General features: G+C 44.8%; 17 protein-coding genes and 1 riboswitch. Of the genes, 11 read left to right on the forward strand and 6 right to left on the reverse strand.

Going from position 1 to position 26,484, the window contains the following annotated elements; genetic code table 11:
- Positions 1 to 794: 794 nt before the first annotated feature.
- Complete coding sequence (locus tag R7190_RS20820; protein ID WP_064354335.1) at positions 795 to 2,126, reverse strand: cation:proton antiporter; 1,332 nt, start codon at positions 2,124 to 2,126, stop codon at positions 795 to 797.
- 191 nt (positions 2,127 to 2,317) lie between these two features.
- Between R7190_RS20820 and metH the strand changes: the two genes are divergently transcribed.
- The gene (gene metH, locus R7190_RS20825; RefSeq protein ID WP_186584630.1) at positions 2,318 to 5,998 is read left to right on the forward strand and encodes a methionine synthase; all 3,681 of its coding nucleotides are present in this window, start codon (positions 2,318 to 2,320) and stop codon (positions 5,996 to 5,998) included.
- Positions 5,999 to 6,084: 86 nt separating this feature from the next.
- Here metH and lysC read toward each other — a convergent pair whose 3' ends face one another.
- Complete coding sequence (gene lysC, locus R7190_RS20830; protein ID WP_017821324.1) at positions 6,085 to 7,437, reverse strand: lysine-sensitive aspartokinase 3; 1,353 nt, start codon at positions 7,435 to 7,437, stop codon at positions 6,085 to 6,087.
- A gap of 101 nt (positions 7,438 to 7,538) precedes the next feature.
- Positions 7,539 to 7,717, reverse strand: a riboswitch (Lysine riboswitch).
- A gap of 220 nt (positions 7,718 to 7,937) precedes the next feature.
- On the opposite strand from lysC, the gene R7190_RS20835 reads away from it, so the two are divergent.
- A complete protein-coding gene (locus R7190_RS20835; RefSeq protein ID WP_017821323.1) occupies positions 7,938 to 9,059 on the forward strand; it encodes a pyridoxal-phosphate-dependent aminotransferase family protein in 1,122 nt (373 codons plus the stop codon).
- Between the two features lie 59 nt (positions 9,060 to 9,118).
- Here the strand turns inward: R7190_RS20835 and R7190_RS20840 are convergent, their stop codons facing one another.
- The 4 genes from R7190_RS20840 to R7190_RS20855 form a co-directional block, all read right to left on the reverse strand.
- The gene (locus R7190_RS20840; protein ID WP_132937242.1) at positions 9,119 to 10,900 is read right to left on the reverse strand and encodes a PglL family O-oligosaccharyltransferase; all 1,782 of its coding nucleotides are present in this window, start codon (positions 10,898 to 10,900) and stop codon (positions 9,119 to 9,121) included.
- Positions 10,901 to 10,967: 67 nt separating this feature from the next.
- Positions 10,968 to 13,790, reverse strand: a complete 2,823-nt coding sequence (gene uvrA / locus R7190_RS20845) for an excinuclease ABC subunit UvrA (RefSeq protein ID WP_170897625.1) — start codon at positions 13,788 to 13,790, stop codon at positions 10,968 to 10,970.
- A gap of 149 nt (positions 13,791 to 13,939) precedes the next feature.
- Entirely contained in the window at positions 13,940 to 14,812 is an 873-nt protein-coding gene (gene galU, locus R7190_RS20850) for a UTP--glucose-1-phosphate uridylyltransferase GalU (protein ID WP_005381239.1), read from the reverse strand.
- A gap of 159 nt (positions 14,813 to 14,971) precedes the next feature.
- A complete protein-coding gene (locus tag R7190_RS20855) occupies positions 14,972 to 15,616 on the reverse strand; it encodes a LuxR C-terminal-related transcriptional regulator (protein WP_005381237.1) in 645 nt (214 codons plus the stop codon).
- Positions 15,617 to 15,893: 277 nt separating this feature from the next.
- Here R7190_RS20855 and R7190_RS20860 point away from each other — a divergent pair, with 277 nt between their 5' ends.
- From R7190_RS20860 to R7190_RS20900, 9 genes are all read left to right on the forward strand, one after another.
- On the forward strand, positions 15,894 to 16,433 hold the full coding sequence (locus R7190_RS20860; RefSeq protein WP_005381235.1) for a single-stranded DNA-binding protein: 540 nt from the start codon (positions 15,894 to 15,896) through the stop codon (positions 16,431 to 16,433).
- Positions 16,434 to 16,675: 242 nt separating this feature from the next.
- A complete protein-coding gene (csrD, locus tag R7190_RS20865; RefSeq protein WP_005381201.1) occupies positions 16,676 to 18,685 on the forward strand; it encodes an RNase E specificity factor CsrD in 2,010 nt (669 codons plus the stop codon).
- An 11-nt stretch (positions 18,686 to 18,696) separates the two neighbouring features.
- Positions 18,697 to 20,142 (forward strand): hypothetical protein, encoded by a 1,446-nt coding sequence (locus R7190_RS20870; protein ID WP_005387799.1) that lies wholly within the window; start codon positions 18,697 to 18,699, stop codon positions 20,140 to 20,142.
- Entirely contained in the window at positions 20,139 to 20,789 is a 651-nt protein-coding gene (gene gspM, locus R7190_RS20875) for a type II secretion system protein GspM (protein ID WP_005381197.1), read from the forward strand. The genes R7190_RS20870 and gspM overlap by 4 nt, the downstream gene beginning before the upstream one ends.
- Positions 20,782 to 21,114, forward strand: coding sequence for a hypothetical protein (locus R7190_RS20880; RefSeq protein WP_005381196.1), 333 nt, complete (start codon positions 20,782 to 20,784; stop codon positions 21,112 to 21,114). The genes gspM and R7190_RS20880 overlap by 8 nt, the downstream gene beginning before the upstream one ends.
- Positions 21,115 to 21,134: 20 nt before the next feature.
- On the forward strand, positions 21,135 to 22,775 hold the full coding sequence (gene mshL / locus R7190_RS20885) for a pilus (MSHA type) biogenesis protein MshL (RefSeq protein WP_005388471.1): 1,641 nt from the start codon (positions 21,135 to 21,137) through the stop codon (positions 22,773 to 22,775).
- A 44-nt stretch (positions 22,776 to 22,819) separates the two neighbouring features.
- Positions 22,820 to 23,665 carry an ExeA family protein gene (locus tag R7190_RS20890; protein WP_186584631.1) on the forward strand — a complete coding sequence of 282 codons (846 nt, stop codon included), beginning with the start codon at positions 22,820 to 22,822 and terminating at the stop codon, positions 23,663 to 23,665.
- On the forward strand, positions 23,662 to 24,756 hold the full coding sequence (locus R7190_RS20895; RefSeq protein ID WP_186584632.1) for a tetratricopeptide repeat protein: 1,095 nt from the start codon (positions 23,662 to 23,664) through the stop codon (positions 24,754 to 24,756). The genes R7190_RS20890 and R7190_RS20895 overlap by 4 nt, the downstream gene beginning before the upstream one ends.
- Complete coding sequence (locus R7190_RS20900) at positions 24,753 to 26,477, forward strand: GspE/PulE family protein (protein WP_005381188.1); 1,725 nt, start codon at positions 24,753 to 24,755, stop codon at positions 26,475 to 26,477. Before R7190_RS20895 ends, R7190_RS20900 begins: the two co-directional genes overlap by 4 nt.
- Positions 26,478 to 26,484 lie beyond the last annotated feature (7 nt).

Consider the following 26,484-nt stretch of genomic DNA (forward strand, 5'->3'; position numbering starts at 1 on the left):
CGGCCTGTCACGCCGGGGGTCGCGGGTTCGAGTCCCGTCCACTCCGCCACTTATATTAAGCCTCAGTCGAAAGACTGAGGCTTTTTCGTTTTGGTTCCCCCGACTTACCTTAAATCCACTTTCATATTAAAACCTTGCATCTAGAGTTACACTACCCTCTTCACATGGTTTTAATATCGTCGTGAACGAGCTAGCATGTAACTCTGTGCCTTAGTCTTAGCCTTATTCCGATACCAAGCTCTAACCAAAGCTCCTTTTTATTCGATATTAGAAAATCTAGTTATGTGACAGAGTTTAATTGTTTGAGGTGTCGCTTGTTTCTAATTTGAAAACAGGACGACTTTGAATACAAGTTTAGTCTCACTGAGTTCAAGAGGGAGGGATTTAAACTTCCGTTAAGGCTTTGCTACCTGGGTGCCAGCTCAGTTTTATCTCGGTGAGGTTGCTAACCCGTTTGGGTTCTGAACGCAATCACCCTAAATGTCTCTTTCTCATAAAAATACAAACTCGCTCATTGCTAAGTATTGTGGAAGTTTAGCTTTGATGTTTGCGAGGAGCCTATATTGCCAAGGGAAGAGAAGTGATACAGATGAAAATGGGTAAATTAAAAGACTCGTCTATGAATACTATCTATCGGCAATAGTTAGTATCTATGAAAATGTAGCGTAGCGATTCTTCGTATATTTGATGGTATATCAAAGAATAAGGAGCCTTCGTCCTTGAAGGGGAGTCTGAAAATTAGTTATGAAAAAAGCAGCTAGGTAGCTGCTTTTTATTTATTAAGTTACGTGTCTTTAAGAGTCCACTGTCTCCGTATGTTCCGGAGTGGTTATTGCTTGGTTGTTCTCTTCCATCTTCTTCTCTTCTGCTTTTGCTTTTTCAATCATTGGAGTGATTGTTGAGCCTTGAATGAGGATAGAGAAAACAACGACGGAGTAGGTCATTACAAGAATAATCTCTTTTACATCGATTAACTTATCTTGAATCACCCAAATACCAGATGGAATGGAAAGTGCCATTGCCAATGCAAGGCCCCCGCGTAAGCCGCCCCACGTCAAAATACGTACTGACCACGGGTTATATTTTCTGTAACGCTTAAAGCCAATGTACGAGAGAAATACGCTTAAATAGCGAGCTGCTAGTACAAGAGGGACTGAAATAGCCATCATGATCCAGTCTTCTTTGTGGAATTCAAACAGCAGCATCGACATGCCGATCAGTAGGAATAACACGCCATTCAAGAACTCATCAACAAGCTCCCAAAAATGGTCAAGGTGATCTTCACTCTCTTTTGAAAAGCCAATAAAGCGTGTCCAGTTGCCAATCATAATACCGGATACAACCATTGCGAGTGGGCCTGATACATGGATGTATTCAGCAAATGCGTAACCTGCTGTTGGGACACCAATGGTAAGTAACAATTCCATTGAGTGATCATCGGTGGCACTGATCAAGTAGTGGAATAGCAAACCGAGGACGAAACCATATGTGATACCACCGATAGCTTCTTGGATGAAGAGTAAGGTGACACTACCTACAGTTGGTGCCTCAGTGCCAAATGCAATCGTAAATAGAGTGACGAAGATAACCAAACCGAAGCCATCATTGAAGAGCGATTCTCCTTCAATCTGAGTGGAGATACGTTTAGGAGCATCGAGTTTTTTCACAATAGCCAATACAGCGATTGGGTCAGTTGGCGATATTAGAGCACCAAATAGTAAGCAGTAGACCAAATCAAATTGGATGCCAATTAACTGACAAAACCCATACAGCGCAAATCCAATAAAGAACGTAGAAAACAGTGTAGCTCCAAGGGCTAAAACAGTGATCTCCCACTTTTGATCTTTAAGGTTCGGGAGTTTGATGCCTAGTCCACCAGCAAATAGTAAGAAGCCAAGAATGCCTTTGAGCAAGAAATCTTCGAAGTTAATCCTTGTGACCGTCTCCGTTGCAATTTCGGTGAGATGGAACCAGTTGTTTTGACCCGCAATTAAGATTAGAAGTGAAAGCACCATTGAACCTGCGGTAATCGCAATGGTGGTTTGCATCTTTCCTATCTTGCTGTTTACAAAAGCAATTAGCATCGCAGCTGCGGATAGAAAACATAAAGTATGATAGACCGACATAGAGCTCTCTATTTGTAACATTTTATGAATGGAATTCTCGGCTGATGCTGCTTAAATAGCAAACATTTTTTCGTGATTATTTTGCAAGTTAAGAAGGATATAAAATAATCATTAATTCTACGTTTAGACGTCTAGACTCCTGAAGTTTGTGTGATAGGATGGAAAGATAACTAAAGGAATGAGGCTGTACTGTGGGAAGTAACGTAATACAACAGATTGAAGCTCAATTGAAGCAACGTATTCTTTTGATTGATGGTGGTATGGGAACCATGATTCAAGGGTACAAACTTGAAGAGCAAGACTATCGAGGAACGCGCTTTGCGGATTGGCATTGTGATCTAAAAGGTAACAACGACCTGTTGGTTCTAAGTCAGCCTCAACTTATCAAGGAAATTCACGCTGCATATTTAGAAGCGGGTGCAGATATTCTCGAAACCAACACGTTTAACGCAACAACCATTGCGATGGCTGACTACGAGATGGAAAGCCTAAGTGAAGAAATTAACTTTGCTGCTGCCAAGCTTGCACGTGAAGTTGCAGACGAATGGACCGCAAAAACACCCGATAAACCGCGTTATGTCGCAGGGGTTTTAGGGCCGACGAACCGCACTTGTTCTATCTCTCCTGATGTAAACGACCCTGGATATCGAAATGTTTCTTTCGACGAGTTAGTTGAGGCTTACTCTGAATCGACTCGAGCGCTGATTAAAGGTGGTTCTGATCTTATTCTTATCGAGACCATCTTCGATACTCTTAACGCTAAGGCTTGTTCATTTGCTGTTGAAAGTGTGTTTGAAGAGATGGGTATTGAGTTACCTGTGATGATCTCGGGGACTATTACTGATGCTTCCGGTAGAACATTATCCGGTCAAACCACAGAAGCGTTTTACAACTCATTACGTCATGTTAAACCGATTTCGTTTGGTTTGAACTGTGCACTTGGCCCGGATGAACTGCGTCCTTATGTTGAAGAGCTCTCGCGTATATCAGAATCTTTTGTTTCCGCTCACCCAAATGCTGGGCTTCCGAATGCATTCGGCGAATACGATTTGTCGCCAGAAGATATGGCTAAGCATGTTAAAGAGTGGGCTCAAAGTGGCTTTTTAAACTTGATTGGTGGGTGTTGTGGTACAACTCCTGAGCACATTCGCCAAATGGCACTCGCGGTTGAAAATATCGCCCCTCGTCAATTACCTGAACTTCCCGTTGCTTGTCGCTTGTCTGGCCTAGAGCCACTCGCTATTGATAAAGACTCTTTATTTATCAATGTCGGTGAGCGTACGAATGTAACCGGTTCTGCGCGTTTTAAGCGCTTGATTAAAGAAGAGCTGTACGATGAAGCGCTCGATGTGGCTCGTCAACAAGTTGAAAATGGCGCTCAAATTATCGATATCAACATGGATGAAGGCATGTTGGATGCACAAGCTTGTATGGTTCGCTTTTTAAACCTTTGTGCGTCAGAACCTGAAATCTCAAAAGTACCAATCATGGTTGACTCTTCCAAGTGGGAGGTTATTGAAGCCGGTCTTAAGTGCATCCAAGGCAAAGGCATTGTTAACTCGATCTCTCTCAAAGAAGGCAAAGAGAAATTCGTTGAACAAGCTAAGTTGATCCGCCGTTACGGTGCGGCTGTGATTGTGATGGCGTTTGATGAGATTGGGCAAGCAGATACACGTGAGCGCAAAGTAGAAATTTGTACCAACGCTTACCGAATTCTTGTTGATGAAGTGGGCTTTCCACCAGAAGACATCATTTTTGACCCAAACATTTTTGCCATTGCTACGGGGATCGAGGAGCATAATAACTACGCGGTGGATTTCATTGAAGCCGTTGGCGATATCAAACGTGATTTACCACATGCGATGATCTCGGGTGGTGTTTCTAACGTCTCATTCTCTTTCCGTGGCAATAACTATGTACGTGAAGCGATTCACGCGGTGTTCCTCTACCACTGTTTTAAAAATGGTATGGATATGGGGATTGTGAATGCGGGTCAGTTAGAAATCTACGATAACGTGCCTGAAAAATTGCGTGAGGCTGTGGAAGATGTCGTTCTTAACCGTCGTGATGACGCCACTGAGAGATTGTTAGATATCGCGGCGGAATATGCAGGCAAAGGGGTAGGTAAAGAGGAGGATGCCTCTGCACTTGAGTGGAGAACTTGGCCTGTTGAAAAGCGCTTAGAGCACGCGTTAGTGAAAGGAATAACTGAGTTCATCGTTGATGATACCGAAGAGGCTCGTGTCAACGCTTCAAAGCCATTAGAGGTGATTGAAGGCCCATTAATGGATGGGATGAACGTCGTCGGAGACTTGTTTGGTGAAGGTAAAATGTTCCTTCCTCAGGTCGTAAAATCTGCACGAGTGATGAAGCAAGCAGTCGCGCATCTGGAGCCCTACATCAATGCAGAAAAGCAGGTGGGACAAACAAACGGTAAGATTTTGCTAGCGACGGTCAAAGGTGATGTACATGATATCGGGAAAAATATCGTTGGCGTTGTATTGCAGTGCAATAACTACGAAATTATCGATCTTGGTGTCATGGTTCCTTGCGAAAAGATCTTAAAAGTAGCGCAAGAAGAGAACGTCGATATTATTGGTTTATCAGGGTTGATCACACCTTCATTAGACGAAATGGTGCATGTTGCAAAAGAGATGGAGCGTCTCGACTTTAACTTACCTCTTCTCATCGGTGGCGCAACAACGTCAAAAGCCCATACAGCAGTTAAGATTGAGAAAAATTACAAGCATCCAGTGGTTTACGTGAACAACGCCTCACGTGCAGTGGGCGTATGTACTTCTCTTCTGTCTGATGAACGTCGCCCTGAATTTGTTGAAAAACTTGAAGCTGATTACGAACGAGTACGTGATCAACATAATCGAAAGAAACCGAGAACCAAACCAGTGACATTAGAAGCTGCTCGAGCGAATAAAGTTGCTATCGATTGGGAAGCTTATACTCCTCCAGTGCCTGTTAAGCCTGGCATTCATATCTTCGATGATTTTGATGTGGCTATATTACGTCAATACATCGATTGGACACCATTCTTTATGACTTGGTCACTTGTGGGTAAGTATCCAACAATTTTCCAACATGAAGAAGTTGGTGAAGAAGCAAAACGTTTATTCGAAGATGCCCACGAGATACTTGATCGAGTTGAGCGAGAAGGCCTGTTAAAAGCGCGTGGAATGTGTGGCTTATTCCCTGCTGCGAGCGTGGGGGACGACATTGAAGTTTATGCTGATGAAACTCGTACCGACGTTGTGAAAGTATTACGTAACTTGCGACAACAGACCGAGAAACCAAAAGGATTCAACTATTGTTTATCCGACTACATCGCACCTAAAGAGTCGGGTAAGCATGATTGGATAGGGGCATTTGCTGTCACTGGTGGTATTGGTGAACGAGAGCTTGCTGATGAATACAAAGCACAGGGAGATGATTACAACGCAATTATGATTCAAGCGGTGGCGGATCGCCTAGCCGAAGCGTTTGCTGAGTATTTGCATGAGCGTGTCCGTAAAGAAATTTGGGGTTATGCAGCTGATGAAGATTTATCTAACGATGATCTCATTCGTGAAAAATACCAAGGTATTCGCCCTGCGCCGGGTTATCCCGCGTGTCCTGAACATACTGAAAAAGGACCGCTTTGGGAGTTACTTAATGTGGAAGAGAACATTGGTATGACTCTAACCTCCAGCTATGCAATGTATCCGGGCGCGTCAGTCTCTGGTTGGTATTTCTCTCATCCTGACTCACGTTACTTTGCGATCGCACAGATCCAAGAAGATCAGTTAGAGAGTTACGCCGATCGTAAGGGGTGGGATAGGATCGAGGCTGAAAAATGGTTAGGGCCAAACATTAACGGTTAAATTGATGTTTACCTCGTCCAAATGTAACAACTAATGAAACGACAAAGGGCTGCAAATACGCAGCCCTTTGTTTTATTGAGTTGAACTTACTTCTCAAACAACTCAGTGTGGAGTTTTTGTATGGCTTGTTTCGATACCGATTCATGGAGCAAGAAGCATAAGTTGTGAGGGCTAGCGCCATAACAAATCATGCGTAGGTTAAAATCTTCTAGCGTGCCAAAAACCTGTTTCGCGTAGCCTTTACTCTCACTCATGTTGTTTCCAATGAGAGCAACGAGGCATAGGTCATGTTCAACTTCTACCTTACATAACTCTTCTAACTCTTCTCGTGCAGCTTGCGGCAGCTGTGGTGCTCCGCCAGAGGTATCAGTTTGATCAAGTGTTAACGATACACTGATTTCAGATGTCGTGATCAAATCGACAGAGATCTTATGCTTTGCAAGGATCTCAAAGACCTTTGCTAAAAAACCGTATGCGTGGAACATATTGGCGCTGCGTAGCGTTACCATGGTTTGGTTACAACGCAAAGCTAGCGCACGGAATAACGGTGAGCTTTCGACTTGGTGGCGAATCCAAGTTCCCCCTTTTTCTGGCTCTTTCGATGACCCTACAAATACCGGAATGTCGTGGCGCAATGCAGGTACTAGCGTAGAAGGGTGAAGGATTTTAGCGCCAAAGTTAGCCATTTCTGAAGCTTCACTAAAGCTGATCTCAGGAATTGGTGAGGCTTTTGGTGCAATTCGCGGGTCTGTTGTGTAGATTCCCGGAACATCAGTCCAGATTTCTAGCCCTGCCGCTTTAACGCTCTCAGCAATTAAGGCGGCGCTGTAATCGCTGCCCCCTCGACCTAATGTTGTTGTATTACCGGCTTCGTCAGATCCTATGAAGCCTTGAGTAACAACAACGGATTGTTGGCAAAGTGGTACGAGTTTATCTTGCGCAAGCGTCGAAATTGCTTCAATGTTTGGCTCCGCGCGACCAAAGTTGTCATCAGTACGCAACACATCGCGGATATCAAAGCGCACTGCTTGAATGCCTCGCTCACACATTAACTGAGTTAGAATGTGCGTCGACATGAGTTCACCACATGCGACTAAATGATCGGTTAACTTCGCACTAGCTTGGATAGATGCAGCCTCGGCCAGGCTGGTTACGGTATCTAATATGCCATACACCTCGGCAGCAGTTTTCGTGCTGTCTTCGAGCTGAGTTAAAATGGCGTCATGAATGTTGGCCAAATTTTGTAGCAGCTCAGTACGGTGCGTTTGATCCTGAACACCGTTGGCGAGTTCTACCAATAGGTTGGTGACGCCAGAGCAAGCGCTGCTCACGACCAGGCGAGTATTTGGATTGTTTTCGATAATGGTGGCGCAACGACTCATTGCCTCAAAGTTGGCAACACTGGTTCCACCGAATTTAGCTACGTTAAATGCGCTCACTGCGTTCTCCCACGGCTTCCTAAAAAATTGTACATCCAATGTTTAGTGAGAAAAGGAACAGAGCAAAAAGAGAGGTATTTAGAATGCTATTTGAAAAATTTACCCTCAGAAGCCCTTCATCAGACTGCGCTGATGACAGTTGATGGGATTCAGCCCAATTCAACCGACAAGTCAAATCCTGCAACTTTGACTTACCTCGGCACTACTCCCCCTCAATGATTGGTGTTGGAATTGCGGTTCCACAAATCATCTACCTGGGTAGCGCTCCTCTTCTACATAAAGCTCAAACATTGAACGGTTTTGAGGCCTTAATGTCAATCAATATTTCAACCTTTATGGTGTTTTTTATTAACGATTTTGTGACACTGGTTTGACCTCCATACTTACGGCTAATTGCTGATAGAGGAAAAATCTATTAGGGTGAAGAACCCTACACCTGAGCCATGTTATTGAATAGAACTTTTAGAATGCTCAGGATAAAAGATAATCAAGGAGCTGACATGTCGATCCAAAGCTTTATTCCGCCTCACCGTATTTTAATGGGACCTGGTCCTTCTGATATTTATCCTCAAGTGTTACAAGCACTAAGCCGTCCTACGGTAGGTCACCTTGATCCTCTGTTTATCGGTATGATGGATGAGCTCAAGCAGCTATTGAAGTATGCCTTTCAAACTGACAATGAGTTCACTATTGCGGTTTCAGCGCCAGGTAGTGCAGGGATGGAAACCTGCTTTGTAAACTTGATCGAGAAAGGCGATAAAGTGATCGTTTGCCGTAATGGTGTATTTGGTGAACGCATGCGCGAAAATGTCGTCCGTGCTGGTGGTGAAGTTGTTATCGTCGATGATGAATGGGGGACGCCTGTTTCCATTGATAAAGTCGAGCAAGCACTCGAACAGCACCCAGATACAAAAATTCTTGCTTTTGTGCATGCGGAAACCTCAACTGGTGCAGTCAGTGATGCTCAAGCATTGGGTAAGCTCGCGAAACAGCATAATGCATTATCTATTGTTGATGCGGTGACATCGCTTGGTGGTGTGCCGTTAAAAGTGGATGAATGGCAACTGGATGCGGTTTACTCTGGTAGTCAAAAATGTTTGTCATGTGTACCTGGACTCTCACCAGTGACGTTTTCTCCTGCCGCGATTGAAAAGATTCAAGCAAGAACAACACCAGTACAGAGTTGGTTCCTCGATCAGAGTTTAGTTTTGGGGTATTGGAGTGGAGAAGGCAAGCGTAGTTACCATCATACGGCGCCAGTTAATAGCTTGTATGCGCTTCATGAAGCTTTATTGATACTGAAAAATGAAGGATTAGAAAACGCTTGGGCTCGTCACCAACTGATGCATGAAAAACTCAAAAATGGCTTACAAAAGTTAGGATTTGAATTTGTTGTGGACGAAGCCCATCGGTTGCCACAATTAAATGCGATTTACGTGCCTGAAGGAATTGATGAAGCAAAAGTTCGTGCTCACTTGCTAGAAACCTATAACCTAGAAATTGGTGCAGGCCTTGGGGCATTAGCTGGTAAAGCGTGGCGTATTGGCTTAATGGGTTACGGCGCTCGATCTGAAAACGTTGCGCTGTGCTTAAAAGCGTTAGAAGAGTCACTCACTGAATAAAATCATACAGCAATGAGATAAAGAAAAGCGAAGGTCATCCCTTCGCTTTTTGGTACTTATTACTCTGCACCTGAAGTGGGGGCTGGTGAGGCAGAGATTGCTTGAGAAGGTGGTTGGTAATTGACGTCACTGAAATCAATCTTCGGGAACAAAAACTGCGCTTCAGCTCTAATTTGCTCCGCTTTACTTGAGTCATCTAAGCCTTGGTAGGCCAAAATCAAATTATTATAAAATGCAGGGCGAGGCTTATCTTTGATGATTTTTAGCGACCAATCGATATAAGGCTGAATCAAGGTTGCGTCTTGTTGGTACAGCCCAAGGTTTAAAAACGTGCTATAGACATCCCAATCAAACCTGTCTTTCCAAACCACAGGGTTACTGACTTGATTCAGAATATCAGGGTTAGTTGGTCTAGTGGTCTCAAACTTCGTCAATACATAGTTCGTATGTAATGCGCTTACCATGTAAAACGTAAACGCAACGGGAAGTACCAAACTAAAAACACGCAGCAAGCTTTTGGTCACATTACTAAAGCCGACTTGTCGATAACGAGAGACGCGCTGATCGACCCAGTACAGTAGGATAACGAAGATCAACCAATGCACGAGAGAGTGGTAGAAAGGGTATTCCAGTTGTGAGTGCAATACGATAGGTATAAACAAGGCCAGCAACGCAAGACGAGTTCCGCGTTTGGCTTGATAGATTCGATACAGTACCAGTGCCATCGCTAAGAAGATGCCGATTATTGGCAGCAAGCCACCTTCTACTCCCCAGTAAAGTAGCTCATTATGCGGATGATCCATGGCTGGCAAACCTGCTGGGTAATTCTCATTTAGGGCATGTTGACGAGCCGTATACAGCATGTACTCAGATTCAAACTTGCCATATCCATAACCAGTAAAAGGCTTTTCAATCACCATGTCTAATGTTTGCGGAAAAGTATACGCTCGAGGAGACTCCATATTTACTTTTTCTGCGGCTAACCTACCTCCATCAGGAAAGGCAAGATGCATGACAACGACAGAGAGTAAGAGCCCACTTACAAGTGACACAACCCAGCGGATAAAGCGCCCTTTGGTTGCAAAGCGGTACATGTATGGAATGACCAACAACACGGCGATGACCGAGGCTAACCAACCAGTGCGTGAAGCCAACGCCACAATTAGTGGTAAAGTTAAAACTGGTACGGCATAGAGAAGGTAAACATCGCTTAACTTACGATCGTATTTGTAGGGCTGACGTGCAAGTAAATAGCTGGCAATCACCAACCCTGTCGCAAGAAAACTGGCCATTACATTGGGCTGTTGGAAAATACCATAAGGACGATTGGCCACCGTGTCGTAACCAAACGGATTGCCTGGTTTGAGATACAGATATTGTGTCAGACCAAAAATGGCTTCGATAACAACCGCAAGGACAATGAACCATAATAGGCGTTGGCGATGTTTATTACTGAAATGAAATTGTTGTAAAACAATAAAGAACAGGACACCACACCACAGGCCTATGAGCTTATTGGCTGCCAAGCTGCTATTCGCATTTGGGTACAGAATGGGCACTGTCATGATAAGAGCACTAATGAACAAGCCGATGGTTAGTTTTGAGTAACGTAGCACTCGATTATTCGCTAGTTGGTAACACCCAATGCCTAATGCAAAGCTAAAAGCAATCCAAGTTGTCGCATTGAACGAAAGCGAAAGCCCCGAACCGCCGGGGTTGGGCATGAAAAAGTGCATTGCCAACACAAATAGTGTTGCCAAGGCAATGAGAAACTTGCGATTGAGGGGAACCTGTACTTTTTCGGGAGAAAGCTTTGTTCCACTTACATGTATAGTAGCCATAGTTATTGCGTTGTTTTGAATGAAAAAAGACCAGCACTTGCTGGTCTCGATACTTTACCTGTTTTTTCTACTTCAACATAGGCTTGAGGAAGTGAGCTGTGTGCGAACCCTCGATTTGCGACACATCTTCCGGAGTGCCTTGAGCGATTATCTCGCCGCCACCTTGACCCCCTTCAGGACCAAGATCGATAATCCAGTCCGCAGTCTTAATGACGTCCAGGTTATGCTCGATCACCACGACAGTGTTTCCGTGGTCGCGAAGTCTGTGCAGTACAGTGAGCAACTGCTGGATATCATGGAAGTGCAAGCCGGTTGTTGGTTCATCCAAAATGTACAAGGTTTTTCCTGTATCACGTTTGGATAGCTCTCGCGCCAGTTTCACACGCTGTGCTTCACCACCGGAGAGTGTTGTTGCCGCTTGACCCAATCGTATGTACGACAAACCCACATCCATCAGTGTTTGTAGTTTGCGAGCGATGGCAGGAACTGGATCGAAGAAGGTGCGTGCATCTTCGACCGTCATTTCTAGCACTTCATCAATAGTTTTACCTTTGTAACGTACTTCGAGCGTTTCACGGTTGTAGCGTTTACCTTTACACACATCACATGGCACATAAACATCTGGTAGGAAGTGCATTTCTACTTTGATAACACCGTCACCCTGACAGGCCTCACAACGACCACCGCGCACGTTAAAACTAAAACGGCCCGGTTTGTAACCGCGAGAACGCGACTCCTGTGTGCCTGCAAACAGTTCACGGATTGGTGTAAAGATCCCCGTATAGGTTGCAGGGTTAGAGCGAGGTGTACGGCCAATTGGGCTTTGATCGATATCGATGACTTTATCGAAGTGCTCTAGACCTTTAATCGATTTATAAGGTGAAGGCTGAGCCGTTGTCGCTCCGTTAAGTTGGGTATGCGCAATTTTAAAGAAAGTATCATTAATCAGCGTTGATTTACCTGAGCCAGATACTCCTGTAATACAGCTGAATAACCCAACAGGAATTGAAAGGTTAACGTTTTTAAGGTTATTACCTGTAGCGCCTAATAGCTCAACCGTTTTTTTCGGATCTCGCGGCGTGCGATCTTTCGGTACTGCGATTTCTTTAACACCACTTAAGTACTGACCTGTCAGAGAATTCGGATTCGCGACTATCTCTTCCATGGTGCCTTCCGCAACAACATTACCACCATGTACGCCAGCACCAGGACCAATATCTATGACATGATCTGCACAGCGAATCGCATCTTCATCGTGTTCTACCACAAGTACGGTATTACCTAAATCGCGCAAATGAGTGAGCGTTTTTAATAAGCGTTCATTATCACGCTGGTGGAGACCAATCGACGGTTCGTCCAGAACATACATCACACCAACAAGACCCGCCCCAATTTGGCTTGCTAAACGAATACGTTGAGCTTCACCGCCTGATAAGGTTTCTGCACTGCGTGATAAGTTTAGGTAGTTCAAACCGACGTTAACTAAGAATTGCAGGCGGTCGTTGATTTCCTTCATCACTTTTTCAGCGATTTGGGCGCGTTGACCTTCCAGTTTCAAGGAATGGAAGAATTCCAATGCATCAGCAATGCTGAGTTCAACAATCTCAGGTAGTGTCGTATCAGCAATAAACACGTTACGTGCTTCAAGGCGTAGACGAGTACCGCCACAGCTTGAACAAGATTTAGTGGAGATGTATTTTGCAAGCTCTTCACGGACAGAGTTGGATTCTGTATCACGATAGCGACGTTCTAGGGTATTCAGAATACCTTCGAATGGATGGCGTTTAACGCGAATATCGCCACGATCGTTGATGTATTTAAACTCAATCTCAGTACGACCTGAGCCCTTTAGAATGACATCTTGCGTTTTCTTTGGCAGAGAATTAAAAGGGGCATGGAGGTCAAAACCATAATGATCGGCCAATGAGATGAGCATTTGGAAGTAGTAGTAGTTCTTTTGATCCCAACCGCGAATTGCACCTTGTGCCAAGCTTAATGAATCATCTTGAATGACTCGGCTTGGATCGAAGTATTGTTGAACACCCAAGCCATCACAAGTGCCACATGCACCAGCAGGGTTGTTGAATGAGAAAAGTCGCGGCTCTAACTCTTGCATGCTGTAACCACATTGTGGACAAGCGAAGTTGGCGGAGAAAATAATCTCTTCACCGTCGCCATCCATTGGCGCGACAACTGCAATTCCGCCTGATAATTCGAGTGTTGTCTCGAAAGATTCGGCCAAGCGCTGTTGTAAGTCTGGACGAACTTTAAAGCGGTCTACCACAACTTCAATGGTGTGCTTTTTATGTAGTTCAAGGGTTGGAGGATCGGAAAGATCGCAAGTTTCTCCATCAATACGCGCACGAATAAAGCCTTGAGCCGCTAAGTTCTCAAGCGTTTTAACATGCTCACCTTTACGTTCTTTGACAATAGGCGCCAATAGCATCATTTTGCTGCCTTCCGGCATCTCTAGGACTTTGTCCACCATTTGGCTGATAGTTTGCGCAGCAAGAGGGGCATGGTGCGTTGGACAGCGGGGTTCGCCCACACGAGCATACAATAGACGTAAGTAGTCGTAGACTTCGGTAATTGTACCGACGGTTGAACGCGGGTTATGAGAAGTAGATTTCTGTTCAATAGAAATCGCAGGTGATAACCCTTCAATGTGGTCGACATCGGGTTTTTCCATCAGAGACAAAAACTGACGAGCGTAGGCAGAGAGAGACTCTACGTAGCGTCGTTGGCCTTCTGCATACAATGTATCGAAAGCGAGAGAGGATTTACCTGAGCCACTTAGTCCAGTAATGACAATCAGTTTATCGCGAGGGATTGTAAGATTAATGTCTTTAAGGTTATGGGTTCGGGCACCGCGAACTTCTATTTTATCCATCGTTTTTGCTCTATGTATAACCAAGTGGGGCAAGTATTACATAGTGTGAGAAATGTGCAAAGAAAATTACTGGATAAAAAAACAGTAAAGTAAAAAGCCCAGCGTTGTGCTGGGCTTTCGATACAGTAATTTCGTACTAAGACGATGCTTTATACTGCTTTTTGTGTTGCGTGCTTACCTAGCTCAGAGGTTTTTTCATCTTTTAGATACAGGTTTTCAAAACAATAGTTAGTTGCTTCGATGTAACCTTCAACGCTACCACAGTCAAAGCGTTTGCCCTTGAATTTGTAAGCCAATACACAGCCCGCTTTTGCTTGTTTTAGCAGCGCGTCAGTGATTTGAATTTCACCACCTTTACCAGGTTCGGTGTTTTCGATCAGTTCAAAAATATCGGGAGTCAGGATGTAGCGACCAATGATCGCAAGGTTGCTAGGTGCCGTGCCTTTCTCTGGTTTTTCTACCATGTCGTCTACGCGATAGATGTCGTCTTTGATCATTTCACCAGAGATAACGCCGTATTTGTGTGTTTCTTCGGCTGGTACTTCTTGTACTGCAACGATAGAACAGCGGAACTGCTTAAATAGTGCCACCATCTGAGCCAGTACGCCCTCTTGCTCGTTCACACAAAGGTCATCAGCAAGAACAACAGCAAATGGCTCATCGCCTACCAATTCTCGTCCAGTTAGAATCGCGTGGCCCAAGCCTTTCATTTCGCGTTGACGTATATAAGTGAAGTTTGCAGATTCAATGATTTCACGGATATCTACCAACAGCTCTTCTTTGTTGGTACCGCTAATCTGATGTTCCAGTTCGTAGTTCTTATCAAAGTGGTCCATGATCGAGTGCTTGCCACGACCTGTCACAATACACATGCCGTTCATACCAGCTTGGATTGCTTCTTCGACACCGTATTCAATAAGCGGTTTGTTCACGACTGGCATCATCTCTTTTGGCATAGATTTCGTTGCCGGTAGGAAGCGTGTGCCATAGCCTGCAGCAGGGAACAGACATTTTTTTATCATTGGGGGAATATCCTATCTCGTTTTTATCAAGAATCTGCGTATAACTTTAACACGAGAGGTATCAATGAATCATGAATAAAGTAGGAAAAAATGTGAGACTCGGTGCGGAAAAAAGATGAGCGACTTGTCATTTCAGTTATCAGAGCCGCTCACATTGCATCATGACATTAAGTTTTGGTCTGCCCAGGCGATTGCCTGTACTCGGTTCTTTACGGATAGCTTTTTGAATATCTGATACAAGTGCGATTTGATGGTGAATTCACTGACGAATAACTCCTCGGCCATCTGACTGTTCGAGGCGCCAGCTTGTAGGCAACGTAGTACTTGTAGCTCACGAATGGTTAGGTCTACCGTAGCTGGTGCAGTATGAGTATTAATGACATTGCGGTAATAGTGTAAAAGTTGACTGGTTACATTACGCGGCAGCCAGTTTTGACCGTTAACAATGCCTTTTAACCCTTCTCCAATTTGCTCTAGCGTATCTTCAGAATAAAACACACCTTTTAATTGACCAAATGAAAGAAGTTCATCCGTGGTTAGTCTTTTAGGCACGTTGAAGACAACGGTTTCAAAGTTTTTCCATACAAGAGGCAAGTTTTTGATCGATTGAACAAGTGATTTATGTTCACTGAAGTCGATCAGTAGAATTTTATTACGGTGTTGTGGCTTGGCTTCCATGAGTGCTGCGGTTGAAATCACCGGGATGCTCATATCAACGTACTTTTCGAGTGCCGCCACTTTTTTTTGCGCATTATCTTCCATACTGATCAGAAATAGCTTTCTTGCGTAAGCCGACTTTCTCACGTGTTCCAATCTCCCTGGGTTCAATAGAAGCCATAAACTGGCATTAAAGAGAGGCCATAACCATCGCTTTACTGAATAAATGCGTTCGAATTCAAAGCTTCACGAAACGATGTCTGCAACGCGAATCAAAAATGCTACACACGTAAGTTGAAATACGATTTGGGTTCTAGAGGGTGACTCAATAGATCACAATGGTATTAGACTTTAATCAAAACATTAAAGCGTGCTATTCTAATGCGCTAAAATTTTATATATCCAGAGTGAAACGGAGCACATCATGGCCAGCCGTGGAATTAACAAAGTTATTTTGGTGGGGAATCTAGGTAACGACCCTGAAATTCGTTACATGCCGAATGGCGGTGCAGTAGCAAACATTACTATTGCGACTTCTGATTCATGGCGTGATAAAGCGACTGGCGAACAGCGCGAAAAAACGGAATGGCACCGTGTTGTGTTGTTCGGCAAACTTGCGGAAGTAGCAGGTGAGTACTTGCGTAAAGGCTCTCAAGTTTACATTGAAGGGCAACTGCAAACTCGCAAATGGCAAGATCAAAGTGGCCAAGATCGCTACTCAACGGAAGTCGTTGTTCAAGGCTTCAATGGTGTGATGCAAATGCTTGGCGGTCGTGCTCAAGGTGGCGGCGCACCTATGGGCGGTCAACAGCAGCAACAAGGTGGATGGGGTCAGCCTCAACAGCCAGCTCAGCAGCAGTACAATGCGCCTCAGCAACAGCAACCACAACAACAGGCTCCGCAGCAATCACAGCAGCAGTACAATGAGCCACCAATGGATTTTGACGACGATATCCCGTTCTAAATTCTGCTTATGCTTGAATCGAAAAGGCCGCGAATATCGCGGCCTTTTTTATTGTCGCAATCTAATGATTTCACAGGCTTCTCTTGGCAAGGTTAGGCGTAACAATAAAACTTATCAATGAGTGTGATTTTCTTTATGCTCCAGCCTCTCACTATCAGACTAATCCGATTGTTTGATGAACTCTTATCAAGTATAAATATTTCAATAAGGTATATGATGAATAAAAAAGGAATTTGGTATTCATGAGGTATACCCCAACTCTTAAGTTAAGCACACGGCTGGTGGCCTTTGTCACCATGATCGTTATCTGCGCCATGTTTATCTTGTTTGTCGGTGGCACCCTCTCTTTTAAACGTCTTGGGCAGGAATATCTCACCCATTATTTAGAAGGGATCGTAGAGGTGGTCGACAAGGAGATGGAAGATCCTGACGCCGCTTATTCTATGCAGCGCTGGATGCCGAAGATGCTGCAGGCTTCCAATATTGTCGAAATGACGTTGTCGACCAACAACGCCGTTGTTTATCGCTTCAAAGATACTTCTCATCAAATGGAAGCGTCAGTCTTGTTTGAGGCTGAGTACCAGTTGACTCACAATCAAGATTACACAATTCACTTTAAAGCAATTCCCCCTTACTTAGGTTACAGCTACTCAATGCAGGCGCTTTGGTCGATCACGCTTGCCGTTATATTGATCATCTTCTGCTTAATGCGCGGCGTGGCATGGCTTAAGGAACAATTAGAAGGCTCCGAAATGCTCGAAGAGCGAGGCAGAATGATCCTGGCTGGTAGGGTGGAGCAGTATGCCAAAGGTGACAAAAAAGAATGGCCTTACACCGCCAGTGAAGCGCTCGATGTATTAATCGAAGAGTTACAAGATGCGCGTCAAGAGCGAAGCCGATTTGATACCTTTATTCGAACTCAAACCTTCCTTGATAAGCTAACCGGTACCGCTAACCGAGTGTTATTTGATAGCAAGTTGGAATCGGCGTTACTAGAAAGCGGGGCTCGCGGCGCCGTGTTGCTAGTTCGTATTCAAGACTGGAAACTGGTTGAAGAAGAGCAAGATAAGCAAATTACGGATGAGTTTATTGTTGAAGTTGGGAGTTTATTGTCCAATTTAGTTCAACGATACCCAGATGTTGTATTTTCCCGTTATTACGATGCTGATTTTGCGCTTTTTCTACCGCACCAAAGTGCGAAAGATGTGGCTAACCTTGCCTCGCAATGCATTCGCCAGTTAGAAAAGTTAATGCCGCCAGAGCCACTTGATCCAGACAACTGGTGCCATATTGGCATCACCACTTATAAAGAAGGTGAGCGACACAGCCAAATCATTGATGAAGCCGAGACTGCTTTGCGTAGTGCGCAACTACAAAATAACAATAATTGGAGTCGCTTCAAAAAATGGAACCACGATGAAGAAGCTCGCGGAAGTGTGAGGTGGAGAACGTTATTTGACACAGCACTTACACCTGAAAGTGTGATACTCTACGCACAATCTGTGCACCCAATAAGTGACGCGACGCATAAAAAATCATTATATGAAGAGTTAACATGTCGGATTCGCGATCCTGAGAATGGGATTGTTAAAGCATCTCGGTTCATTTCTGCGATCAGACAGGTTGGTTATGAAGCGCAAATGGATAAGTCGGTTATTAATAAATTCTTAAGAGAGTTTAAGGATAATTTTGATAACTCAAGATCGTATGCGCTCAATTTGAATGTAACGCCATTTTCTAACCGAGAGTACTTTAAATGGTTTCGTGATGAACTCTTACAGTTGTCACGTGAGCAGAGAAAGTGTCTCAGTTTTGAGTTTGTTGAAGCACAATTTGTAAGACACTTAGACTTTATGCGACCAGTCGCTAAAATGCTGGCCGGTTTAGGGTGCCACTTAATGGTTGGGCAGGCTGGGCGTACCATCGTCAGCACTCACTATTTAAAAGAAGTGGACATTCGTTACCTTAAACTTCATCGCAGTTTAGTAGCAAAAATCGACCAACGACATGAAAACCAGCTATTTGTCCGCAGTATGCTAGGTGCGGCGGCAAACAGTAAAACTAAAATTATAGCAGTGGGAATTGAGAATCAGAACGAGCTCAACACATTAATTGAGCTCGGGGTTTATGGTGGGCAAGGGCGTTACTTTTCTGCGGAGCAGCAGTTTCTTCCTCGTCCCCAAGCGTTGCCGAATTCTCAATCAGAATCCCAAGTTAAATTGGGAAGACGAAATCGCTGGCGGAAAAAATAAAGATAATAATCATGGATTTCAAAGCACTATTCGACAAGCTTAAGCGATCATCTAGTGGTGATCGCTCCTGCTTTTTGGTTATTCAGCCAGACGCCGTTTATTTATCATCTTCAATCAAAAGTAGTCGTCCATACCAATTTGATATTTCTGAGTCCAATTGGGAAAAAGCCGTTGAGCAAGCATTGAGCGTTGCAGCGAGTGCGTATGATTCATTAACGGTTATTCTTTCTCATAACTATTACCAGATGTACCAAATCGACAAACCGGTCATGCCGCGTCAAGAATGGCCAGCCGCATTACCGTTTTTGTTGAAAGAACTGATCTCTGAGCGCGCCATCGACATTATTGCCGATGCGGTCGAGTTACCGAATTCAACCAAAGTGCAAGCATACGTCTTATCGCGAAAAATATTGGATAAGATTGTGTTACTGGCCAGTCGAGCCCAGTTACCATTAGAAGCCATTCTTCCTGAAGACGATATTTGGGGAGAGACTGCTGGTGAACTAGGAAACTTCCTATTATTACAACGCAGTGTGCGTGGTCATTTCCGTATAAGCGCTTTTGTCGAAAATACTATTGCGTTCCACCGCTCTATTCGCAGTGTGACGCCACCGTTAACGGGGGTTCCGTCTAGCGATTTACAGATGGACAGTCTGTCGTTAGAACTGCAACGTTCGATTGACTATCTTTCATCTCAGTTACGCCACGTGCAATTACACCAATTGAAAGTGTGCTGTGATGAAGAGGATGAGAGCGAGCTTGTTCAGGCTCTGAACTACCGTTTAAGTACTAAGGTTTCACCGTTATTACCACCAGAACATGAGCTATCAGGGCATGTTTTGGCTGACACTGCGGCTACTTCAAATACTCGACGCGTCAACTTATATCCCGATTACTTAAAACCGAAAAAAGAGCTCCTGACGCTAAAAAATATCGCGTTATCTTGGGGCGTTGCGGCGGCTGCAATTCTATTTTCTTACGGTTATGTCACTTGGCAGAGCAGCGGTTTGGAAGATGAGATTGCTATTGTAAAAAGTAAAGGCGATATCATGAAGTCAGAGCTTGAACGTTATCAAGTCAAGCTACGTAAACATCAACCTGACAATAATAAGCTGGCAGCTAAAGCCCGCTTAGAGCGTGAAGTCAAGGCGAAGCGAGACTCGCTTAAAGCTGTCGGGAAATACGATGACTCGCAACGCACGGGTTACTCTGGCGTGATGCAATCATTAGCGAAGCTAGGAAACCAAGAAATTTCTTTGTCCGAAATTCGAATCAATACCCATACCTTAGATCTGAAGGGACTAGCGAAAAAACCGAGCTCAGTGCCAAATTGGGTCAGCCAATTTAAAAATGAAATTAGCTTGGTTGGCCGAACGTTTGACGACGTCAAAATAGGTCGAAATGATAAGGATATTGTGACGTTTGAACTAAAAACGCGCGAGGATAAAGAGAAATGAACGAATTCTGGCTCTCATTAGAAGGGCGCTTCGGCGAAATGAGTACGCGTGAAAAAGTGCTCACCGCATTGTGCGGTTTAGTTGTCGTGATCATGTTGCTCTTTACGCTGGTATTGGAGCCAAAGCTTAACGAGATCATCAGTAATGAGAGGCAACTAAGTAATTTAAAGCAAGCCAATCAAAAGATTGAAATCGATACGCTACGTATTCAGGCGCAACTTAAGAAAGATCCAAATGCTGAGATTGATCGCGCGATATCTAATCTGTTAGCTGAGAGTCAGCATCTTTCGATGCAATTAGCGGAGATCATCGAGCATCTTATTACACCTTCGCAAATGGCTGAGCTGCTTGAAAATGTGTTGGAGCAGCAAAGTGGCATTCACCTTTTGTCTCTGCAAACCTTGCCATCTGAGCCAATAACGGAAGATAAAGAAGCATCGCAATACTCTGGTTACTACGTGCATCCTGTTCGTATGGAACTGACTGGTGACTATTTTTCTATTGCTAATTATCTGAATAAATTGGAGAGCCTTCCTGCGAGTTATTACTGGCGCAGCTTTAGTTATAAAGTCGAAGAGTACCCGAAAGCGAAGCTTGTGTTAGAAGTCTACACACTAGGATCTAGAGAGGAGTTTATTGGTGGTTAACAAACTCATCATCTCATTGCTTGTTATGGCAGCGGCAGGAACCGCTTGGGCAAACCAAGACCCAACGGCCCCACTTGGTTGGGAAAAACCAGCGGTTGAAACGTCAGCGAAACCAAAAGTTAAACGGTACCGACTGCCTAAGCTCAACAGTATTGTGTGTAAGCCAAGTACTGATTGTATCGCGATTATGGATAACAAACTTGTCGAAAAAGGCGAGCTATTTAAGGGTTATCGCGTCGCGAGCATTAATAGTGAATTTGTAACTTTAAAGCGTGGTAACCGTCAGTGGGACCTAGAGCTTTTTGATTTAAACGTAAAACAATAATAACCAGAGCCCGATCAGATATGCGCAAATTAGTTGTAGGAATAACGATTGCTTCTTTAATGGGATGTTCAATGGGTCATCGGAATCCAGTGGAAGTTAAAGAAGCGCTCAATGAATCGATCAATCAAGCGAACAGCCGCACATTGGAAGAAATCCCTTCTTCTGTTGAGGCAGACTTGATGCCAAATTTAGACTCGAACGTTGCATCAGAGCAAGGCACCTCGAAGCGTTTTCGTATTCAAGCGAATGCGGTCGATGCAAGAAGCTTTTTCGCCTCGTTGGTGAAAGGCACAGAGTACAGCGTGGCGATTCACCCGTCGGTACAAGGTAATATCACTGTCAACTTGTCAGATGTGACATTGGATGAAGTTCTGAATGTTGTACAGAATATGTATGGCTATGACGTGGTGAAGTCTGGCAAAGTTATTCAAATCTACCCAGCAGGTATGCGTACTGTGACCATTCCAGTCGATTACCTGCAGTTCAAGCGTTCTGGTCGCTCATTAACCAGCATTGTTACGGGCTCTGTAACCTCGGCTGGTACGTCTAATTCTGGTGGTAGCTCAGACAGTTCTGACTCGTCAGACTCTAACAATGGAAACAACAACGATAGCTCGACCACATCTACGGGTGGTACACGCATCGAAACCATCACTGAAAGTGACTTCTGGCCTATGCTGCAGCAAGCTGTTGCGAATCTAATTGGTTCAGGCAAAGGGCAAAGTGTGGTTGTAACGCCACAAGCGGGAGTTATTACGGTTCGAGCATTTCCAGATGATATTCGCGAAGTACGCGAGTTCTTAGGTGTATCGCAGGAGCGCATGCAGCGCCAGGTCATTCTTGAAGCTAAAATCCTAGAAGTGACGTTGAATGATGGCTACCAACAAGGCATCAACTGGTCAAACTTATCGGCGTCAATTGGTAACTCGGGTAGTATCGTAGTCAACCGCCCTGCGTCGACATTACCACCATTGGATGCGATTGGCACGCTATTGGGCGGTCAAACTAACGTGACTATTTCGGATGGTAACTTCAATGCAGTGTTGAGCTTCATGTCTACGCAAGGTGACTTGAACGTCCTTTCGAGCCCTCGTATTACCGCTGCCAACAACCAAAAATCTGTCATCAAAGTGGGTACCGATGAGTACTTTGTTACCGAGCTATCGAGCAATGCAGGCAACGGTGAAAACTCAAATGCAGTTCCTGAAGTGGAACTGACGCCATTCTTCTCGGGTATTTCCCTCGATGTGACTCCGCAAATTGATAACAAAGGCAATGTGTTCCTGCATGTTCACCCCGCAGTTATTGAAGTCACGGAAGAAGTGAAGCAATTGAACTTGGGCGGAGATTTCCAAAACATCCAACTGCCATTAGCGAAAAGCTCTATTCGTGAATCAGACTCGGTTATTCGTGCTAAAGATGGCGATGTTGTGGTTATCGGCGGTTTGATGAAACAGCAAAATCGTGAGCTTGTTTCTAAAGTCCCATTTTTGGGCGATGTACCAGCACTGGGGCATTTGTTCCGCAACGTGAATAACGTAACTGAGAAAACAGAATTGGTCATCTTGCTAAAACCGACCGTAGTTGGCGTGAACTCTTGGCAGAAAGAGCTAGAGCGCTCTCGTGATCTGCTGCAAGAGTGGTTCCCAGATGCGCAATAAGCGCTGGGAAAGGTTCTGTTTTTCAATAGGTTTGTGATTCGAGTATGTACTTGTCACACTTTGGATTCCGAGTTCAGCCTTTTTCGTTAACCCCAAATACAGAAATGTTCTTGGGGTTAGCCCCTCACTATGAGGCGATCCAAACCATCCTAGCTGCCGTGCAAATGGGAGAAGGGGTGATTAAGGTGACGGGAGAAGTCGGCACTGGAAAAACCATGGTATGCCGTAAGCTGATCGAGCAGATTGAATCTGAAGTTGAGCTTATTTACTTACCCAATCCAGTGTTGAATGGGGAACAGTTGCAGTTTGCTGTCGCCAGAGAGTTGGGTATCGAGAACGATGATCCGCTGCGTATCGTTTCCCTCATTCAAGAGCACTTGATTCAAGTACATGCCTTGGGAAAGAAAACCGTCTTGATCGTTGATGAAGCGCAAGCTCTTTCCCCACAAGCTTTAGAAACATTGCGTCTATTTGGCAACCTAGAAACGGAACAAGATAAGCTCATTCAATTGGTGTTATTCGGACAACCAGAGTTGGATGAAAGATTGGCTAACCATGATCTAAGGCAATTTCGTCAACGCATTACGTTTAGTTGCCAGTTCCGTCCTCTCTCTATCGATGAAGGCGTGGCTTACATCAATAATCGTTTAGATAAAGCAGGCAATGGGGCACACATTTTTTCTATTGAACAGAAAAAAGCGATTTGGCGTTCATCCATGGGGATTCCGCGCTTGATAAACCAAATTAGCCACAAGTCGTTGCTTGCTGCATTTAATGATCGTTGCACACTATTGAAAAATCATCATGTTTACGCCGCTATGCACGATACGTTTGATGCCCGTAAACCTAAGTTTAAAACACCCGTATTTTGGGGATGGAGTCAACCTTGAGTGCCATCAATAAAGCATTATCAGAACTTGCTGAAAAAACATCGCCGTCAGAGCTTACTCGTGCAGAGATTCCAAGTGTCTCACGCAGTAAACCTTGGCTTTGGCTTGTCGCCGGTTTTTCGTTAAGCCTTGCGGTTGGCAGTTGGGCGGTCTCTCGCGGTCCTGTCCCTTCAGGCGAGCTATCACAGTTTCAAACCGACGCTATGCCACTGTCGTCTGTGAATGTCTCACCAATTGTTTCATCGGAGCGCACTCACTCACCAACGAGTAAAATGACGCCCGATACAACTCAAGTGGTTTACACCAAACCAGCCACACAGCCGGTTGCGCAACAGCCTCACATGCAAGAGACTGATAGGTTCACGCCAAGATCTGAGATAAATATCGCCTCTGATGATGCAGTTTTACTCGCGCAGTTAGCAACGATGCCGAGCGAGGAGCAATACGATCACGTAACCCACACAACATCAGAAAACAGTTCAATGCGCATTGAGCAGGTTGAGCTTACTCACCGCCAATTATCTCTTAAAGCGGTTAGCCGAGCGGAAAAAGCACTGGATGCTAACGATATGCAAACGGCGTTATCGGCTTATGCCGAGGCGTTGCGTTATGAGCCAATGAATGCAGACACGCGTCAAAAGTTATCAGCGTTGTACTTTGGTAAAGGTGACACGCGTAAAGCATATGAGATTATTCAAGAAGGCATCAACCTAGATACGAACAACCAAGTACTCCGCTTGGCCTTGTCTAAGTTGTTAGTGAAAGCTAATCAACCTGAAGCGGCGCTGAGCCCGCTTGTTCATTTGCCTCCAGTACCAAGTCGAGATTACTTGGCGATGCGTGCGGCATTGGCACAAAAACACAAGCAAAATGACATTGCGCTTGAGAGCTATCAACTCCTCACTCAGCGTGAGCCGGAAAACGCGCGCTGGTGGTTAGGTTTGGCTATTCAACAAGAGCGCGCCCTGGCTTTTACTGCCGCGATTAACTCTTACAACCAAGCTCTGGGTAAAGTTGGCATTTCGAATCAATCGCAAGCATTTATCCGTGACCGTTTGAGCATCTTGAAAGAGTTGGAGAGCGCACAATGAAAATTCAGTTGAGAAAACGCTTGGGCGATCTTCTGGTTGAGGAAGGTATCGTCTCTGAAGAACAAATCCAGCAAGCACTAAACGCACAACGCAGTACCGGGCAGAAGCTAGGGGATGCGTTAATTGACCTTGGCTTTATTACCGAAAAGCAAATGTTGGACTTCTTGTCTCAGCAGCTTGGTTTGCCACTGATCGATCTTGGTCGTGCGCCTGTGGATGCCGAAGCCGTGCAGATTCTACCTGAGGTACACGCACGTCGCTTACGTGCGATGGTCGTTGCTCGAAATGGGGACACACTGCGCGTTGCTATGAGTGACCCTGCGGACTTGTTCATCCAAGAATCATTGATGAACTTGTTGGGCCAATACAACCTTGAGTTCATTGTTGCTTCAGAGCGTCAGCTTATTTCAAGCTTTGACCGTTATTACCGCCGTACTAAAGAGATAGCCTCCTTTGCTGAACAGCTGCATGAAGAGCATAAAGATGTACAAAGCTTTGATTACGGTATTGATGAAGCCGATAGTGAAGAGGTTACCGTTGTAAAGCTGGTTAATTCCATGTTTGAAGATGCGGTACAGGTTGGAGCTTCGGATATTCATATTGAGCCAGACGATCAAGTATTGCGTTTGCGCCAGCGAATTGATGGCGTATTGCATGAAACGCTCTTAAATGAAGTGAATATTGCATCGGCTTTGGTTCTTCGACTGAAGTTGATGGCACACCTAGATATTTCTGAAAAGCGCTTGCCGCAAGATGGCCGATTCAATATCAAAGTTCGTGGCCAATCAATTGATATTCGTATGTCGACGTTACCAACGCAGTACGGAGAATCTGTAGTAATGCGCCTGCTTAACCAGTCCGCTGGTTTGCGTCCGTTAGAAGAGTCGGGCTTGCCGCCAGACTTGCTTGCTCGCTTACGTCGACAGTTGGCGCGTCCGCATGGCATGATTTTGGTTACCGGGCCGACAGGTTCCGGTAAAACCACCACGCTTTACGGCGCATTGAGTGAGCTCAACGAACCTGGGAAAAAGATCATTACAGCAGAGGACCCGGTTGAATATCGTCTGCCTCGCATCACTCAGGTACAGGTTAACAGTAAGATCGATCTAACTTTCTCGCGTGTCCTTAGAACCTTTTTACGTCAAGACCCAGACATAATTCTTGTTGGTGAGATGCGTGATCAAGAGACAGTAGAAATTGGTCTGCGAGCTGCACTAACGGGTCACTTAGTATTGAGTACTCTCCACACCAACGATGCTGTCGACAGTGCGTTACGTATGATCGATATGGGTGCGCCGGGTTACTTGGTTGCTAGTGCAGTCAGAGCCGTGGTGGCGCAGCGTCTCGTGCGCCGAGTTTGCCCAGATTGTAAAACAGAAGACCACTTAGATGAGTCTCGCCAGCAGTGGTTAGCTGGGCGTTTCCCAAATCAAGTTAGCACCATTTTTTATAAAGGCGCAGGTTGCCAAAACTGTAACTTGACTGGTTATCGAGGCCGAATCGGTGTGTTTGAAATGCTCGAACTTGAGCAAGAGATGATGGATAAATTGCGCGCCAATGATGCGGTTGGCTTTGCGCAAGCCGCGCGCCGCTCAGAAAACTATAAGCCACTGCTTGCTTCTGCAATGGAACTGGCGCTACAAGGCACCGTCAGTTTGGATGAAGTGATGACCCTAGGTGAGGGCGATGCTTCTGGTAAGACTGATCCCATTTTCATATAGGTAAGTG

It is taken from the genome of Vibrio sp. 1078-1, from assembly GCF_033340475.1.

Excerpts from the sequence above, each read along its gene's own strand:
- R7190_RS20820 (WP_064354335.1), bottom strand. The coding sequence starts at position 2,126 with ATGTCGGTCTATCATACTTTATGTTTTCTATCCGCAGCTGCGATGCTA.
- R7190_RS20835 (WP_017821323.1), top strand. The coding sequence starts at position 7,938 with ATGTCGATCCAAAGCTTTATTCCGCCTCACCGTATTTTAATGGGACCT.
- R7190_RS20840 (WP_132937242.1), bottom strand. The coding sequence starts at position 10,900 with ATGGCTACTATACATGTAAGTGGAACAAAGCTTTCTCCCGAAAAAGTA.
- uvrA (WP_170897625.1), bottom strand. The coding sequence starts at position 13,790 with ATGGATAAAATAGAAGTTCGCGGTGCCCGAACCCATAACCTTAAAGAC.
- galU (WP_005381239.1), bottom strand. The coding sequence starts at position 14,812 with ATGATAAAAAAATGTCTGTTCCCTGCTGCAGGCTATGGCACACGCTTC.
- R7190_RS20860 (WP_005381235.1), top strand. The coding sequence starts at position 15,894 with ATGGCCAGCCGTGGAATTAACAAAGTTATTTTGGTGGGGAATCTAGGT.
- csrD (WP_005381201.1), top strand. The coding sequence starts at position 16,676 with ATGAGGTATACCCCAACTCTTAAGTTAAGCACACGGCTGGTGGCCTTT.
- R7190_RS20870 (WP_005387799.1), top strand. The coding sequence starts at position 18,697 with ATGGATTTCAAAGCACTATTCGACAAGCTTAAGCGATCATCTAGTGGT.
- gspM (WP_005381197.1), top strand. The coding sequence starts at position 20,139 with ATGAACGAATTCTGGCTCTCATTAGAAGGGCGCTTCGGCGAAATGAGT.
- mshL (WP_005388471.1), top strand. The coding sequence starts at position 21,135 with ATGCGCAAATTAGTTGTAGGAATAACGATTGCTTCTTTAATGGGATGT.
- R7190_RS20890 (WP_186584631.1), top strand. The coding sequence starts at position 22,820 with ATGTACTTGTCACACTTTGGATTCCGAGTTCAGCCTTTTTCGTTAACC.
- R7190_RS20900 (WP_005381188.1), top strand. The coding sequence starts at position 24,753 with ATGAAAATTCAGTTGAGAAAACGCTTGGGCGATCTTCTGGTTGAGGAA.